Source organism: Pedobacter gandavensis (assembly GCF_014172405.1).
Lineage (GTDB): Bacteria > Bacteroidota > Bacteroidia > Sphingobacteriales > Sphingobacteriaceae > Pedobacter > Pedobacter gandavensis.
Genome location: NZ_WNXC01000002.1, coordinates 457,892 through 474,333 on the forward strand (window position 1 = coordinate 457,892; position 16,442 = coordinate 474,333).

Below are 16,442 nucleotides of genomic sequence, written 5' to 3' on the forward strand. Positions count from 1 at the left end.
CTATGGATTCCAATGGAGGGCAAGAAAAATATAGAAAAGCTTAAATTCATACCATAATGATAGATGCTAATGTTTTAGTGATTGACGATGATGATGACATCTTACTAAGTGCGAGACTATTCTTAAAACAACATTTCAGCCAGGTGATCACCTGCAAATCTCCAAAAGAGATCAATGTGCTACTGAGTCATAATGAAGTAGATTTGATTTTGCTGGACATGAATTATCAAAAAGGGGCCAGTGATGGCCGTGAAGGATTGTATTGGCTGGAACATATCCTATCTATAGATAAAGATTATGTGGTTATCCTGATGACAGCCTATGGAAATGTAGAACTTGCTGTCCAAGCCATCAAGAAAGGTGCAACTGATTTTATCCTTAAACCATGGGAAAATGAGAAGCTGTTTGCCACCCTATCTTCTGCCTCCCGATTAAGGCAATCCAATAAAAAGGTAAAGAAACTGGAAAAGATTCATTCTTCGCTGCAAAAAGACCAAGCTAGACAATTCGAGCATATCGTTGGCAATTCTACACCGATCAAACATTTACAGAATACCTTAGTAAAGGTGGCACCAACTGATGCCAATGTCTTGATACTTGGCGAAAATGGAACAGGAAAACAAGTATTCGCTTACGAACTTCATAAGCATTCCTTAAGAAAGAACGCGATCTTTATGCACGTAGACTTAGGCTCTCTCAATGAGAACCTCTTTGAAAGTGAACTCTTTGGCTATGCGAAAGGTGCTTTTACAGATGCCAAAGAAGATAAACCTGGTAGATTTGAACTCGCCGAAGGCGGAACAATATTTCTCGATGAGATCGGGAATTTATCTCAGCCATTACAGGCAAAACTATTGAGCGTACTGCAAAACAGAACGGTTACCAGACTTGGAGAAAGCAAAGAAAGGAAAGTTAACGTCCGACTAATTACCGCTACCAATATGCCTTTAAATGAAATGGTAGCCAAGGGGACTTTCCGACAAGATTTACTATTCCGTATCAATACCGTAGAGTTATTACTACCTGGATTGTCAGAGCGAGGCGAGGACATTACACTATTGGCCAATCACTTTCTACATAGCTTCAGCGCCAAATACCATAAAAATCTTTACAAGTTTGAACCAAAAGCAGAGAGCCTATTATTAGGATACCACTGGCCGGGAAATGTGCGTGAACTACAACACGTAATTGAACGTGCGGTAATTATGGCTGATGGGATGGAAATATCTGCCCATGATTTACAGTTAAGTCCGCAGAAATTTGGCGGAACTCCAGTAATTCAACCGGAAATGGGATTGGAAGAAATGGAAAAATTGATGGTTCAAAAGGCAATCGATAAGCACAAAGGAAATATATCCAGGGCTGCATTGGAACTGGGTCTTACCCGGGCCGCGCTTTACCGACGCATAGAAAAGTTTGACCTATGACCTTTTATAACCGCTTTACCTTCCGCCTTCTCTACCGATTGGTAATCATCAATATTCTGGGAATTTTATTATATTATTTGATCAAAAACACAGCGCTCTGGTTTACCATTTCGGGATTGGCTATTCTTTTAATTGCTGCGTTGATGAACCTGTATTTCTACATCAACCAAATCCGGGAAGACATCAAACGCTTTATTCTGGCAGTAAAAACCAGGGATAGTACTTTAAACTTCCGTAATAAAGCCACAAAAGGGAGTTTTCCGGAGCTTTATGAATCTTTCAACGACATCATTCAAACTCAAAAGGATATGCAACTGGAAAAAGATTCTATGTTCCAACTCATCAAAACTATTCTGGAGCAAGTGCCAGTGGGCGTGATTGTAGTGAAAGATAATGAACAAGATTCCAGACAGGCTGAAATCGTATTTTTCAATCAGGCTGCCACCAGCTTACTGGGTATCCCATCCTATAAGTATTGGCACCGATTGGCGCAACATAGTCCACAGTTTGCTCAGGAAATAGAAAATATTGGTAAGGGTGGCAAGCGTTTTATGGAGCTAAAAATCCAGGATAAACTCATCCAACTTTCTACAGAAGTAATCCCTTTAAACCTTTATCTGACGGATTACACCATCATTTCTTTCCAGAACATCAAGGATGAGATTGAGCAAAAGGAATCTGAAGCCTGGAATCGCCTGATCGGCGTAATCTCCCATGAGATCCTGAATTCTATTACACCAATCAGCTCTTTATCAGATACGGTAAACAGTATGATTGCTGACAAACAATCATTGAATTCTGAGGATCTTGAAGATTTAAAACCTGCCATAAAGACCATAAAAAGAAGATCTGAAGGATTGTTAGACTTTGTAAAGGATTACCGTTTAATTGCAGAGTTACCCACCCCAGATCTGGAATATCATACCATCGGAGAAATCCTACAACACATTAAAGTATTGATGCAACCTTTTGCCAATGGCAGAAACATCATGCTTAAAGTGGAACAAACTTCGTCCAAAATCACCATTCAAATAGATTTAAAATTGGTAGAACAGGCATTAATTAACCTGGTTACCAATAGCATATACGCTTTGGAAGGCGTAGAACACCCAGTCATAGAAATCAACTACCGATTGGATCAAAATAAACTCTATCTCGAAGTGAGTGATAATGGAAAAGGAGTTGATAGTGAATTGATCGAAAAGATTTTTGTTCCCTTCTTTACCACCAGAAAAAACGGGTCGGGCATTGGGCTTACCATCACTAGAAACATCATGAAGATGCACCATGGAAACTTAGAAGTCAACTCGATTCCTTTTGAGAAGACGGTATTCTCTTTAGTTTTCAGGTATCAATAAAAAAAGCTTTGTAAGGCAACATAACCTTGCAAAGCTTTTTTTTATTGGATTATTTAAATTCTAAATCACAGTACCATCAGGAATTATTGCTCCTTTTTTCACAACTACAATACCATCCTTAACGGTATATAAGGAATGGTCACTGTCTGGAAGATGTGCTCCACCGATGATCTGTACCTCATTACCCACCCTACAATTCTTATCCAGAATGGCATTGGTAATGGTACAATTGTCTCCGATTCCAATCCATGGTCTTTTATGCTCCAGGTCTTTTTCCAAATCTTCCAGTACCTGATATTTATCACTTCCCATGATATAACAGCTGTCTATCGTGGTTCCTTTACCAATCCTTGCACGAATACCAATCACTGAATGTTTGATACATTTGGCATGTAAAATACAGCCTTCGGCAATGATGGTTTTATCCAGTGTGGTACCTAATATTTTAGAAGGTGGTAACATACGTGCACGGGTAAAAATGCTGTGTTTACTATCAAAAAGATTGAATTTAGGCAGGTCATCTGTGAGCCCCAGATTGGCTTCAAAGAAAGATGATATATTTCCGATATCTGTCCAATATCCTTCATACTGGTAGCTCAATACATGATTAGACTTTAATAACCTTGGGATAATTTCTTTCCCAAAATCCTTCTCATCTGCATTTTCTGCAAAGATTTTGATCAACAGATCCCTGTTGAAAATGTAAATCCCCATGGAAGCCAGGTATTCACGACCTTCCGCGCGCATTTCTTCGCCAGTATCAGAAGTCCAATCCTTCAGTAATTCTGTGGCTGGTTTCTCAATAAACGAGGTAATGATATTGTCGGAATTCGCTTTAAGAATACCAAAGTCCGGCGCATCTTTTGCCGTTACCGGAATGGTAGCCAGAGTAATCTGTACGCCACTTTCAATATGGGCATTTACCATTTTATTGAAGTCCATTTGGTAGAGCTGGTCGCCAGATAAGATGAGTACATACTCGAACTCATGGTTCAGCAAATGGTGCATTACCTGTCTAACGGCATCGGCGGTTCCTTGAAACCAGGTCGGATTATCAGGGGTTTGTTCTGCCGCCAGAATGTCTACAAAAGCAGCACTAAAATGGCTAAAATGATAAGTATTCTTGATGTGTTTATTTAATGATGCAGAGTTAAACTGCGTCAGGACAAACATCCGGTGAATACCCGAATTTAAGCAGTTAGAAATAGGAATATCGACCAATCTGTATTTTCCGGCAATAGGAACAGCAGGCTTGGATCGTGTTTGTGTTAGTGGGGAAAGCCTGGATCCCTGGCCACCACCGAGGATAACGCCTAATACTTTATCAGTCATAAATATTCAGTTTATATGTGGTACAAATCAATATATTGTTGTGCCGCTCTATCCCATGAGTGGTCTAATTGCATCATATACTTGCGAATTTCCTTCAGTTGCTCCTGATTTCCATACAGTTCATAAGCTCTACCAATCGCGTGTCCTACATCCCAAACGCTGGTCTGATCGTGACAAATCCCAAAACCTCCATCACCAATATCTACCACCGTATCTTTTAATCCTCCTATCCTGCGGACAATAGGAACTGTCCCATAGCGTAAAGCATACATCTGATTCAGTCCACATGGCTCTACTCTACTTGGCATCAGCAGAAAGTCTGCCCCAGCATAAATCTGGTGTGATAACTGTTCATTGTAACCAATATACACATTATAATTGCCTGGAAAAGCCTCTTTCAACTGCATCAGCCTACCCTCTACCTGAGGATCTCCAGATCCCAATACCAATACATTTATTGCACCATTACCCTTTGATAAGGCATTGTAAAAGATTTCCGGTAACAAATCTGCCCCCTTCTCACCTACTAACCTCCCTATAAAGGTAAATAACGGCTTTTCAGGATCCAGGTTAAATACCCGACATAATGCCGCCTTATTCGCCTTTTTTCCATTTTCTAAAGTACGTAATGTATATTTCTTTTCCAGCATAGGATCATGCTGCGGATCCCATACCTCATTGTCGATTCCATTTAAAATGCCCACAGATTTGGAGCGCTCTTGAGCGAGCAAGTCTTCCAGTCCATTGGCTTTAAAACTAATTTCTTCTAAATAACTCGGTGATACTGTAGTCACCCTCCAGGCACATTTAATGGCAGCAGCAAGCGGATTTATGGAACCCTTCCAATCCAATTGCCCAGATTTCCATAAATCAAATGGCGGCAAATAATGGAGTTTATCCCAGCCAAACTGTCCCTGATACTGCGCATTATGAATGGTCAAAACAGAAGGTACCTGGCTTAGCTTTTTAAACTGATGTCCATACGCCATCATAAAAGGCACCAATCCTGTATGATGATCATGACAGTGAATCACATCCGGATTGTGCTCCCATTGCGCAATCCAATCCAATACGGCGATTTGGTACGCCAAAAAACGCTCTGTATCATCATCATATCCATAAACATTTGGTCGGTCCATTAAACCTGGGATGTGAACCAGATATAAGTCGAAGCCCAATTTATTGGTTAGCTCCCTGAATATTCTTACTGGAAAATCATGAAAACCCAGCTTCCCCCAACCATCATAAACAACCTCAAACTCATTTTCCTGCATGAATTTAGTCTGATAAGCGGGCATTACCACTTTAGCAACATGGCCAAGCTTGTTCTGATATTTCGGCAAAGCGCCTACTACATCGCCTAGACCACCTACTTTAGCAATAGGGTAACATTCTGCACTCAGGTGGATAATCTCCATAATTCTCAAGGGGGTTAAAAAGTATCTTAAATTAGGTAATACAAGGTGAAAAGGCAATTATTCCTGGAAATAATTTTACTTAAAAAAAGTTTGCTGTTCGAGCCTGAAATCTTTTACGCTGAAGGGTGCAAAATTTTCTAGGTCTCTATACAGCAAAACTTTTTTATCAACTGCAAAATTAACGCAGGATACTTGTAGAGGGGAAAGAGCGCTGAATTGGATGCTTAAAGAGAAAAGGAAAGTTAAACCGAATCACAGCGGTGACAATAGATTGGGACTTGATTTATAGTAAAGTTGAGGGAGAAGCTAAACAGGGCGCTTAAAAGGAAAAAAAAAGTTAAACTGAATCGCCATGGTGACAGCAATAATGACCACGAAAACTGGCGCAAGGGAAAGCATCCAGAACGGCATGAACTATTTCATTGCAGGATTTATAAAAAAAAGAAGCATTCTAAGAAAAGGTATAGAAAGTTTTGTGCCCTTCAGCGCAAAAGATTTCAACCTTTTATTAGTAATGCTTCTTTTTTTAGTTCAAAAAATTAATAATCAGCAACTGCTCTGAACATCAGTGCTGCAACCGTCAAATTCGTTCTGCTATCAATCAAAATCGCAGCACCATTTGCTTTATTTTCTGTATAAAGGTCAAAAGCCAACTCATCAGCTGTTTTAATCAAAATCCGGCCAATATCATTCAGCTTGAAATCAGTTGCATTCTGCTTCTCTAAAGTATTGATGTCCACTTTATAGATAATTTCACTAATCTTCGCCTTGGTAACCTTACTATTGTGTTGCAATAAATAGGTGATACTCTCATCAAGCGGGCGACTATCCATCCAGCAAACATCTGCTTCTATCAGTTTAGCATTTTGTGGTAGATGATCGGCATTTACCAGAACATCACCCCTGCTTATGTCTATGTTATCTTTCAGGTGAAGTGTAACCGACTGACCGGCATGAACCTCTTCTGGCCTAAGGTCAAAAATCTCAATTCTATCAATTACAGAGCTATTTCCAGAAGGCAATACCGTCACCTTATCATTCACTTTAAAGGAACCGCTTAACACCCGCCCTGCATAACCGCGATAATCATGAAGCTCATCAGTTTGTGGTCTCACTACCCACTGCACCGGCATTCTTGCCAGGTTATAACTTAGTTTATCATCTACATCAACTGTTTCCAGAAAATGCAACAAACTACGTCCATCATACCAAACCATATTCTGCGACTCATGAACGATATTATCGCCCTTTAATGCACTTACAGGAATGAAAGTAACTTCTTTCAAGTCCAATTCTGCGGCCAATAATGTATACTTATCTGTGATTGCATTGAACACCGTTTCACTATAGTCGACCATATCCATTTTATTAATGGCGACCACCACATGCTCAATACCTAACAAAGAAACCAGGTACGAATGTCTGATCGTTTGTTCTACTACCCCGTTTCTGGCATCGATTAAGATGATGGCCAGTTTGGCTGTAGAAGCACCAGTTACCATGTTCCGGGTATATTGAATATGACCAGGGGTATCCGCGATAATGAATTTACGCTTTTCTGTCTGGAAATATTTGTAGGCCACATCGATGGTAATCCCTTGTTCTCTTTCTGCCCTTAGTCCGTCTGTTAAGATGGCCAAATCAATGGTACCATCGTCATTTTTTCGGTTAGATTGCTGTAAGGCTTCCAGTTGATCCGCTAAAATAGAACCTGTATCGTAAAGCAGTCTTCCGATAAGTGTACTCTTTCCGTCGTCTACACTTCCTGCTGTAAAAAATTTCAATAAATTCATTAAAAATACCCTCCTTTTTTACGGTCTTCCATCGCAGCTTCCGATACCTTATCGTCTAAGCGGGCGCCCCGTTCACTAATTTTTGATGCACTGATTTCCCTGATGATGTCTTCGATTTGATCGGCTTCCGATTCTACTGCTGCAGTACAGCTCATATCACCTACGGTGCGGAAACGAACCATTTTATTTTCTACGATATCGTCTGCATCCATGTTCAGAAAGGGCGATGCTGCCATTAGCTGACCATTTCTGGTAATCACATCTCTACGATGTGCGAAGTAGATGGAAGGAAGATCAATATTTTCTCTTTTGATATAGTTCCAAACATCGAGTTCTGTCCAGTTGCTGATTGGGAAAACGCGAACGTTTTCTCCTTTATGAATTTTACCGTTATAGATGTTCCACAACTCCGGGCGCTGACGCTTAGGATCCCATTGTCCAAATTCATCCCTTACAGAAAAAATTCTTTCTTTGGCCCTCGCTTTTTCTTCATCGCGGCGTGCTCCACCGATACAAGCATCGAAACCATGTTTGGCAATTGTATCCAGTAAAGTGACCGTTTGCAAGGAATTCCTACTTGCATTTTTCCCGGTTTGCTCTACTACTTTTCCCTGATCGATAGATTCTTGAACATGACCAACAATGAGTTTTTCACCAAGTCGTTCCACCATTTTATCACGGTAATTAATCGTTTCTTCGAAATTATGTCCCGTATCTATATGTACCAGCGGGAAAGGAAACTTTCCCGGGCGAAATGCTTTCTCAGCAAGTCGCACCAGGGTAATAGAGTCTTTTCCTCCGGAGAATAACAATGCTGGCTTTTCAAATTGCCCGGCTACTTCACGTAAAATGTGAATCGCTTCGGCCTCCAGTTCGTCTAAATAATCTAAATTATACTTACTCATTTTCTTATATTTTACTTAGTGGCATGTAAACCACATTCTTTCTTTGATTGATCTTCCCACCACCAGCGTCCGGCTCTGAAATCCTCCCCTTCGCGTACCGCTCTGGTACAAGGAGCACATCCGATGCTCGGAAAGCCTTTATCGTGCAAGGTATTGTATACAATGTTATGCTCCTTTATATAGGCCTTTACTTCTTCGAGCGACCAGAAAAAGATAGGATGAAATTTCAGCAAGTTATTCTGCTCATCCCATTCCAGGTTGGTCATATCGGTTCTGTTTACTGATTGTTCGGAACGGATACCTGTTACCCAGCAATCTTTACCCGTAATTGCTCTTTTTAAAGGTTCGAGTTTACGGATATAGCAGCATTCCTTTCTATTTTCTACAGATTCATAAAAGCTGTTTGGGCCTTTGGCATTTACCATTTCCTGTAAAGCTTCTGCTTGTGGATGGTAGGCCATAATTGGCTTTTTATAAATTTCTAAAGTTCTATTCCAAACATAATAAGTTTCAGGAAAAAGCCTGCCAGTTTCCAGGGTAAATACTTCAATGGGAATATCATTTGAAAAGATCATGTGAGTGATCACCTGATCTTCCCAACCAAAACTGGTAGAAAACACAATCTTTCCTGGGTAGGTAACTGCGAAATATCGAAGCGCCTCTACCGGGGATTTATCTTTTATTTGTGCAGCTATTGCTGCTAAGTCTTCTTTCATAACTAAAATTCTTTGAGGATAAAGCTGATGATGCTACGTAAGCTAACCAATACCACCAACACCCCTACCGACACCATAATTGTTTTTACGGAGATCTTATTAGATACCCTGGCAGCAATCGGCGAGGCCAATGCGCTACCAATTACTAAACCTGCTACAGCCTCCCAATGGGCACCATTTAACATCGTGATAAAAGTAAGAGAGCTCATTAAGGCAATAAAAAAGCGCGTAATTTTCACCGTCCCTAACGAGAACCTCGCGTTTCTTCCACCGGCAATCAAGCTCGACAATACGATTGATCCCCATCCGCCACCCCCAACAGCATCAATAAAACCACCAAACAACCCAAGAAGGCCAATCTTCTTGATTTTGCCTTTCGGATTTTTCTGCTTCCGGTTGATTTTGTAGGCTTTAGAAAGGATCACTCCACCAAGGATCAGTGTGTACACCGAAATGATTGGCTTCGTATAATGATTATAATGTTCCAAAGAGGATAGTAAATAAGCGCCAACTACAGCCCCCACAATTCCCGGTACCAACAGCATGCGGAACAATTTCCAGTTCACATTTCCAAAACGGTAATGCATCCAGCCAGCAATTCCATTACTCAGAATTTCCGATAGATGAACGCCCATACTTGCTGAAGCCGGAGGAACACCCATTGCCAGAGAGAAGGAGGTCGAAGTAACGCCATAAGACATCCCAATCGCACCATCAATCATGGCAAAAACAAATCCCCCAATGAGGAACCAATAAAATAGTGGATCCAATTGTGTCAGGTAGGTCTGAAATTCAGGTTCCTTATGCCAGAAAGCTGCAATCACGATTATAAAAGAAAGGACAATGGAGGTCCAAATCAGCCATTTGAAGTTCTTCTTCACCTTGTCGACCTTCTTTTCAGTCACCAAAATAGACGTTACTTCATTGAGCTTTTTCACTTTTTCCGCAAAATCCCCGTTTAATGTATTTCTTAAGGCCTCCATGTTTCCTAAAGTATCATTCAGGCTTTCCGGCAGACCATCATTCAATACTTCTTTCAGACGTTTCGCAATCGTTGGCGACTTTCCATTGGTAGATATCGCAATTTTCAAGTCTCCTTTTTTCACGATAGAACCAAGGTAAAAATTACACAAATCCGGCTTATCAGCAAAATTCACTAACAAATTCCGATGATCGGATTCAACTCTGATCTGCTGATTTAAAGCTACGTTATTTGTAGCGGCTACCACCAGGTCAGCATCGTCCAGATCCTCAGGACTAAACTCCTTTTGGATAATTTCCACACGTTCATAGGCCGATGCCAGTTCCCGCAATTCCGGTAAAACATCAATTGCAATGACGGTGACATGGGCATGCGGACTATTTGACAAGATGGCTGCTAATTTTTCAAGTCCAACCGGACCTGCACCAATCAGCACAGTGTGAATGGTATTCAATTTGATGAAGACAGGAAATAACTGGTTGCCTTCCATATTAATTATTGTTCTTCTTTAAGTGCATTGAAAAATTCTCTGATGGGTTGAAAAGAAGGATGTAAAGACACCACCTCACCAAATATCAATAGTGCAGGGGCTTCAATTCCTTTTTCTTCTACGGTTTCCAATATAGTATCAACCACCCCAATCGCTAGTTTTTCATTTTGCGTAGAGCCGCTTTGAATTGCTGCTACAGGTAGCTGACCTTTTCCTTCATTTTGGAAAAGTTTCACAATTTCTTTCAGTTTCCCCAATCCCATTAATACGACCACAGTAGCTTTAGACCTTGCTGCTTCATACAAATCGTTAGAAATTTTCCCAGAGGCTGTGGTTCCTGTAACCACCCAAAAGCTTTCGCTTAATCCGCGGTGTGTCACCGGAATTTGTTGTAATCCTGGAACAGATATCGAGCTCGATAAACCAGGAATCACGGTTACCGGGATACTATAACCTGCAGCAAAATCCAATTCTTCATAGCCTCTGCCAAACACAAAAGGATCACCACCTTTTAAGCGCACTACATGACCATAGTTAAGGGCATAATCAATCATCAGTTTGTTCACTGCATCTTGCGAATAAGAATGTTCTCCGGAACGCTTTCCTACATATACTTTAATCGCCTCCGGGTTGGCATAATCCAATACCCCTTCATTCACTAAAGCATCGTACAAAACCACATCCGCTGATTTCAATGCATTTGCGCCTCTCATTGTGATCAATTCAGGATCACCAGGGCCGGCACCTACCAAAGTAATTTTTGGCTCTTTGTTGTTTATATTTTTAGTGCTCATTAGATTTGCTCCTCTCTTTTTGCATTAATCTGATTAAAAAAATCTGTTACATCAGCCAGATAAGCGGTAGCAAATTCTGCTGTAGGCTCATTCTTATTAATCTGTAATACCAGTTCATTAAAAGTACTTTTCAGTTTAAACGCTCCTGTTTCTACATAATGGGTATCAAACTCACGAATCACACCGATTTGCGTACTGCTGTTTACCGCTTTATCCAGTAAAAGTGCTTTTGCTGCGTTAACAAATACCGCATAAGTATGGTAAATGGCGTCAGACCAGGCTTCCGCTTCAAAGGAGGCCTTCGCCCAACCTAGTTTTTCTTCTGCTTCTAAAAGTAAAGTCGCCACTAAGTCGATCACTACACCCGCACATTCTCCAACACCAATAGCGGTATTAAAGATCTCTTCATGCCCCCAATCTACGTATTCTTCCTCTTTCAAAGTAGTCAAATCTGCCAGCGGCTTTAACAACTGGTAGAAATAATCTTTCCCTTGTCTGTCGTAATAATGGTGGAAACTTTCTACCGTATTGCTGTTGGCACTAAAATCGTTCAATATTGTTCTTAACACCGCCGTAGCACGCTTAGAAGGTGCTTTAATCACTCTTTCCGCAACTCTTCCTTCACCGTCACCAACGGTGCCTCCACCCAACATGACCTGTACTGCAGGTACGACCTTCCCATTTGCTTTTACTGAACTGCCATGGAAACCGATATGCGCCAAACCATGCTGACCACAAGAATTCATACAGCCGCTGATTTTGATTTTGATGTCTTTATCATAAATCAACTCTGGAAACTCTTCATAGATCACTTCTTCCAATGCTACAGAAAGCGACATACTGTTTGAAATCCCCAGGTTACAAGTATCTGTTCCAGGGCAAGTGGTTACATCACCGATGCTGTCGAATCCGGGGGTAGCAAAATCTAATGCCTTTAATTCGACATACAAAGCTGGTAAAGCGCCTGCTCTAACAAATTTTAAAAGTAGCCCTTGGTTTTGTGTGATGCGAATTTCATCCGCCACATAAGCGCTAATCCCTGCCACTAATTTACGGGCACGATCAGTTTTAATATCGCCAACCGGTACCTTTATATATACGCCATAAAAGCCTGGTTGCTTTTGCTCCACTACATTTGTAGCGCGCCAATGTTGATAATCTAAAGTATCCACTACATCCAGGTGAGGATAGTCCAATAGCGCAGGTGGCTCAGGAGAAAGAACGGAATCCCTATCGATCTTAAAAGATTTTGATTTATTGGCGATTCTTTCCTCCTCAATTAATCTCAATAATTCTTCTAATCCCAGTTTCTGCACTAAATATTTAAGACGTGCTTTATTTCTATTTGTACGTTCTCCGTAACGGTCAAAGACTCTCAATACGGATTCTGCATAAGGAATAATCTGATCCTCCGGAAGAAAATCATGCACCAAACTGGCAAGAAATGGTTGTGCACCTAAACCACCACCCAGCATTACTTTAAAACCACGTTCTCCTTTTTCGTTGATTTTAGGAATAAAACCAAGATCATGGATATAGCTATAGGCCGTATCTTTTTCATCTGAAGAGAAAGAAAACTTAATCTTTCTGCCCATTTCCTGGCAAATTGGATTGCGTAAGAAGTAAGTGAAAAATGCATGGGCATAAGGAGAAACGTCAAACAGTTCATTTGGGTTGATCCCTGAATCCGGAGAGGAGGTTACATTTCTTACCGTATTTCCACAAGCTTCACGGATCGTTACGTCATCGCGTTCCAACTCTTCCCACAATTGCGGGGTTCTGTCTAAACTCACATAATGAATCTGAATGTCCTGCCTGGTGGTCAAGTGGAGATTTCCACTGCCATACTCATCAGAAACATCTGCGATGCGTAATAGTTGTTTGAAGGTAACTTTCCCAAAAGGCAATTTTATACGCACCATTTGTACACCAGGCTGTCTTTGTCCGTAAACACCACGAGCAAGGCGCAGGCTTCTAAATTTCTCCTCATGGATTTTTCCTTCCCGGAAGGCTCTGATCTTTTTCTCGAGATCAATAATATCCTTCTCAACAACAGGATTTTCTAACTCTGTTCTAAAACTTTGCATAGTACGTTTGGTCTTATTTGAAAAAAGCTTCTTCTGTCGGGAGACTGAAGAAGCTTTTAAATATTTTTTCTCTTTACAGCCGAAATCATTAAACACACATACAGTGGTTTAACATTAGATTCCCGTTGTAAATCGTTTGGTTCATAAAACAAATATATAAAGTATATAGGTTTAGTAGTACATAATCCAGACAACTAATTTATAACTCGTTGTTTTTCAGATGATTAATTTACTACCAATTCTATGGGATTAATTATAAACAAACAAAATAGATTGATTATTAGTAGATTACCACCTATGCTTTTAATCCATATTTTTCAAGATTGATTCCGAAATTCCTTTCTGTTTCCAATTTCCAACCCACAAACTTTACTCCGATTTCCAGCCATCTGATCCATTTCCTAATCATCGGGAAAATGTCAAATTGACAACGATCAAAACAAAATCCCTTCTGAAAACTTACATTTATAATTGTAAGCCTTTTATGAAAAGAAAAATCAACCTTTTACCTTTTGCCATTATCACCGGTTTCGTTTTATTAATCAACTGGTATGTCCTTTCCGGAATTGAAACCCTGACTAGTAGCAGCTGGCTGAGTCCAATATTTTGGGGCTTCCTCATCTTCATTTTGGCTTCACTGGCCTATTCCATTCAGCGTATGCGCAATAATGGAATGGATATCTTTTTCAAAATTACCACGCATACTTTTTTAGTATTGATGACCAGTGAGTTGATCTTTATTCTCATTTTAATGATTGGAGATGGCTATCGCCTGATTACCGGAGGATCAAGAAGTGTCTATTGGGTAGAATTTGGCCTGGCGTTATTTTTCATTACCATTCTGATTTTCCTATACGGCATTATTAAAGGCAAATATGCTTATCGAATCATTAAACACACCCTATTCTTCGACGAACTACCTGAACAATTTGACGGTTTCCTCATTACTCAGATTTCAGACGTACATGCAGGTAGTTTCAAAAATGCGAAAGCAGTACAAAAAGGCATTGACCTTATCAAAGCACAGAATTCAGACCTCTTCGTCTTCACCGGAGACCTTGTAAATAATAAAGCGGAAGAAATTGTCCCATGGATGGGGCATTTTTCGCAGGTTAAGGCTCGCCATGGGCAGTTTTCAATACTCGGAAACCATGATTATGGAGATTACATCAAATGGGAAACCGAAGCTGCCAAACAAGCAAACCTGGAGGCCCTAAAAAAACATCATGCAGAAATGGGTTATCGATTACTTTTAGATGAACATGTACGCATTGAAAAAAATGGCCAACACATTATCCTTGCGGGCGTAGAAAACTGGGGGATTGGCTTTGGAGAGCGTGGCGACTTGAAGAAAGCTTTACAAGAGGTAAATCCTGATGATTTTAAGGTATTGCTCTCACATGACCCTACCCATTGGGATGCCGAAGTGAAAAAATGGCCTTCAAAAATCCAGTTGACCTTATCTGGCCATACCCATGGGATGCAATTTGGCATTGAGGCATTTGGGATTAAATGGAGTCCTGTGAAATACCGATATGCACATTGGGCAGGAATCACGAGTGCAAATGGCAGATACCTGAATATTAACAGGGGATTTGGTTTCCTTGGTTTTTCTGGCAGAGTGGGAATTTGGCCAGAAATTACCGTAATTGAATTAAAGAAAACGAGACGATAAGTCCCGTTCTCTTTAATTCAAGATTAATATACAACCAAAAATCTTAGCTGAAACTTCTCTTAAAATACATCTGCATAAGCGGATATCCCTACTTTCGTATAACATTTCGCCAGCTTTTCAACCGCATAATCTAACTCCTCTTCGGTATTGTATCTGCTAAAAGAGAATCTAATGGTAGACCTCCCAAATGGAGTTCCTAGTGCATTGAGTACATGAGAAGCCGCAGCGGAATGACTGTTACAAGCGCTTCCTCCGGATACTGAAATCTGATGTTGATCCAGATGAGAAAGCAGCTGAATTCCGCTTTGCGGATCAGGAAGAGAAACACTCAACACACTATTTAAGCTCTTTTCCGTATTTGCTGAATTTCCATTGAAGTCAATATCAGCAATTCTATCCTTCAATCTATAAATCAGACGTTCCTTTAGTCTGATCAAATGTTGTTGAGTAACCTCCCGATTCCGATAACTTATTTCTAATGCTTTAGCCAAGCCAACAATACCAGTTACATTTTCCGTACCTGCCCGCTGTTTTTGCTCCTGCGCACCTCCATTAATTAAAGGATAAAGGGCTTGTCTGGTATTTCTATATAAAAACCCCACTCCTTTCGGTCCGTGGAATTTATGGGCAGAACCGACCAGGAAATCCGCATTCAATTGACGTGTATCGTAACGGTACTGCCCCATAGACTGGACCGTATCAGAATGAAAAACAGCGCGATATCTTTTACAAATCTCAGCAATGGCTTCAATATCGTTTAAGTTTCCAATCTCATTGTTCCCATGCATCACAGAAACAAAGGCACGCTCATTGGCACCCAGCAATTGTTCTAAATGTCCTAAAGAAAGATTTCCCAACGCATCATGTTGAAGGTAAGCAATCCGGATTTCTCCATTTTTCTCCAAAGCCTGCAAAGTATGCAACACCGCATGGTGTTCAAAAGCAGAAGTGATGGCCAGTTTGATGCCATTACTGCGAATGCCAGAAATGATGGCCGTATTATCGGCCTCCGAGCCCCCGGAAGTAAATACGATATGGTCTGGACTGGCATTGAGGAGGTCAGCAATAATCCCTCTAGCCTGGGCAATAGCAACCTTGGCGCTCCGACCATGGTGGTGCGAAGAAGATGGATTTCCAAAATTTTCAAAAAAGTAGGGCTCCATGGCCAGGAATACTTCTCTGTTTAAAGGTGTCGTTGCGGCATTGTCTAAATAAATTCTCATGCGAATTGGTTTAATAGATTAAAAAATAATCTACTTAATCAGTACACAAGTAAAGGCATTGGACGAGTTTCTTAGAAAATTAAACCTTGTTTTCTAACAACTTATCTCTTCCGCCAATGGCGGACAGGAATTAGCACCTTATTAATTTAACAGGTTGCTAAGACATCACAGGGCCTTTCCCTCAGTCTTTCTGGATAAGTAAATAAATGTATGAACTTTATTAGTGACAAAGATACAATAAA

The 16,442-nt window shown here is 40.5% G+C and carries 12 protein-coding genes and 1 riboswitch; of the genes, 3 read left to right on the plus strand and 9 right to left on the minus strand.

Annotation, left to right across the window (positions count from 1 at the left end; all coding sequences use genetic code 11):
- Positions 1-56 precede the first annotated feature (56 nt).
- Complete coding sequence (locus GM920_RS09910; RefSeq protein WP_182956447.1) at positions 57-1,427, plus strand: sigma-54-dependent transcriptional regulator; 1,371 nt, start codon at positions 57-59, stop codon at positions 1,425-1,427.
- The gene (locus GM920_RS09915; protein WP_182956450.1) at positions 1,424-2,785 is read left to right on the plus strand and encodes a sensor histidine kinase; all 1,362 of its coding nucleotides are present in this window, start codon (positions 1,424-1,426) and stop codon (positions 2,783-2,785) included. Before GM920_RS09910 ends, GM920_RS09915 begins: the two co-directional genes overlap by 4 nt.
- A 60-nt stretch (positions 2,786-2,845) precedes the next feature.
- Here the strand turns inward: GM920_RS09915 and GM920_RS09920 are convergent, their stop codons facing one another.
- From GM920_RS09920 to GM920_RS09955, 8 genes are all read right to left on the minus strand, one after another.
- Positions 2,846-4,117: a glucose-1-phosphate adenylyltransferase gene (locus GM920_RS09920; RefSeq protein ID WP_182956453.1), complete on the minus strand. Its 1,272-nt coding sequence runs from the start codon at positions 4,115-4,117 to the stop codon at positions 2,846-2,848.
- An 11-nt stretch (positions 4,118-4,128) separates the two neighbouring features.
- Positions 4,129-5,535, minus strand: coding sequence for a glycogen synthase (locus GM920_RS09925; protein ID WP_182956456.1), 1,407 nt, complete (start codon positions 5,533-5,535; stop codon positions 4,129-4,131).
- 539 nt (positions 5,536-6,074) lie between these two features.
- Positions 6,075-7,328 carry a sulfate adenylyltransferase subunit 1 gene (locus GM920_RS09930; protein ID WP_182956459.1) on the minus strand — a complete coding sequence of 418 codons (1,254 nt, stop codon included), beginning with the start codon at positions 7,326-7,328 and terminating at the stop codon, positions 6,075-6,077.
- On the minus strand, positions 7,328-8,233 hold the full coding sequence (cysD, locus tag GM920_RS09935) for a sulfate adenylyltransferase subunit CysD (RefSeq protein ID WP_182956462.1): 906 nt from the start codon (positions 8,231-8,233) through the stop codon (positions 7,328-7,330). Before cysD ends, GM920_RS09930 begins: the two co-directional genes overlap by 1 nt.
- 11 nt (positions 8,234-8,244) lie before the next feature.
- Complete coding sequence (locus GM920_RS09940) at positions 8,245-8,949, minus strand: phosphoadenylyl-sulfate reductase (protein WP_182956465.1); 705 nt, start codon at positions 8,947-8,949, stop codon at positions 8,245-8,247.
- Between the two features lie 2 nt (positions 8,950-8,951).
- On the minus strand, positions 8,952-10,421 hold the full coding sequence (locus GM920_RS09945; RefSeq protein ID WP_182956467.1) for a TSUP family transporter: 1,470 nt from the start codon (positions 10,419-10,421) through the stop codon (positions 8,952-8,954).
- A 5-nt stretch (positions 10,422-10,426) separates the two neighbouring features.
- On the minus strand, positions 10,427-11,215 hold the full coding sequence (gene cobA / locus GM920_RS09950) for a uroporphyrinogen-III C-methyltransferase (protein ID WP_182956470.1): 789 nt from the start codon (positions 11,213-11,215) through the stop codon (positions 10,427-10,429).
- Entirely contained in the window at positions 11,215-13,302 is a 2,088-nt protein-coding gene (locus GM920_RS09955; protein ID WP_182956473.1) for a HEPN domain-containing protein, read from the minus strand. Before GM920_RS09955 ends, cobA begins: the two co-directional genes overlap by 1 nt.
- Positions 13,303-13,786: 484 nt before the next feature.
- Here GM920_RS09955 and GM920_RS09960 point away from each other — a divergent pair, with 484 nt between their 5' ends.
- Positions 13,787-14,977, plus strand: a complete 1,191-nt coding sequence (locus GM920_RS09960; protein ID WP_182956476.1) for a metallophosphoesterase — start codon at positions 13,787-13,789, stop codon at positions 14,975-14,977.
- Between the two features lie 59 nt (positions 14,978-15,036).
- Here GM920_RS09960 and GM920_RS09965 read toward each other — a convergent pair whose 3' ends face one another.
- A complete protein-coding gene (locus tag GM920_RS09965) occupies positions 15,037-16,200 on the minus strand; it encodes a cysteine desulfurase family protein (protein ID WP_182956478.1) in 1,164 nt (387 codons plus the stop codon).
- Positions 16,201-16,298: 98 nt separating this feature from the next.
- Positions 16,299-16,401, minus strand: a riboswitch (SAM riboswitch).
- Positions 16,402-16,442 lie beyond the last annotated feature (41 nt).

What these genes read in the sequence shown, in the direction of transcription:
- GM920_RS09930 (WP_182956459.1), bottom strand. Translation starts at nt 7,328, where the DNA reads ATGAATTTATTGAAATTTTTTACAGCAGGAAGTGTAGACGACGGAAAG.
- GM920_RS09955 (WP_182956473.1), bottom strand. Translation starts at nt 13,302, where the DNA reads ATGCAAAGTTTTAGAACAGAGTTAGAAAATCCTGTTGTTGAGAAGGAT.
- cobA (WP_182956470.1), bottom strand. Translation starts at nt 11,215, where the DNA reads ATGAGCACTAAAAATATAAACAACAAAGAGCCAAAAATTACTTTGGTA.
- GM920_RS09945 (WP_182956467.1), bottom strand. Translation starts at nt 10,421, where the DNA reads ATGGAAGGCAACCAGTTATTTCCTGTCTTCATCAAATTGAATACCATT.
- GM920_RS09910 (WP_182956447.1), top strand. Translation starts at nt 57, where the DNA reads ATGATAGATGCTAATGTTTTAGTGATTGACGATGATGATGACATCTTA.
- GM920_RS09925 (WP_182956456.1), bottom strand. Translation starts at nt 5,535, where the DNA reads ATGGAGATTATCCACCTGAGTGCAGAATGTTACCCTATTGCTAAAGTA.
- GM920_RS09940 (WP_182956465.1), bottom strand. Translation starts at nt 8,949, where the DNA reads ATGAAAGAAGACTTAGCAGCAATAGCTGCACAAATAAAAGATAAATCC.
- GM920_RS09960 (WP_182956476.1), top strand. Translation starts at nt 13,787, where the DNA reads ATGAAAAGAAAAATCAACCTTTTACCTTTTGCCATTATCACCGGTTTC.
- GM920_RS09920 (WP_182956453.1), bottom strand. Translation starts at nt 4,117, where the DNA reads ATGACTGATAAAGTATTAGGCGTTATCCTCGGTGGTGGCCAGGGATCC.
- GM920_RS09915 (WP_182956450.1), top strand. Translation starts at nt 1,424, where the DNA reads ATGACCTTTTATAACCGCTTTACCTTCCGCCTTCTCTACCGATTGGTA.
- GM920_RS09965 (WP_182956478.1), bottom strand. Translation starts at nt 16,200, where the DNA reads ATGAGAATTTATTTAGACAATGCCGCAACGACACCTTTAAACAGAGAA.
- cysD (WP_182956462.1), bottom strand. Translation starts at nt 8,233, where the DNA reads ATGAGTAAGTATAATTTAGATTATTTAGACGAACTGGAGGCCGAAGCG.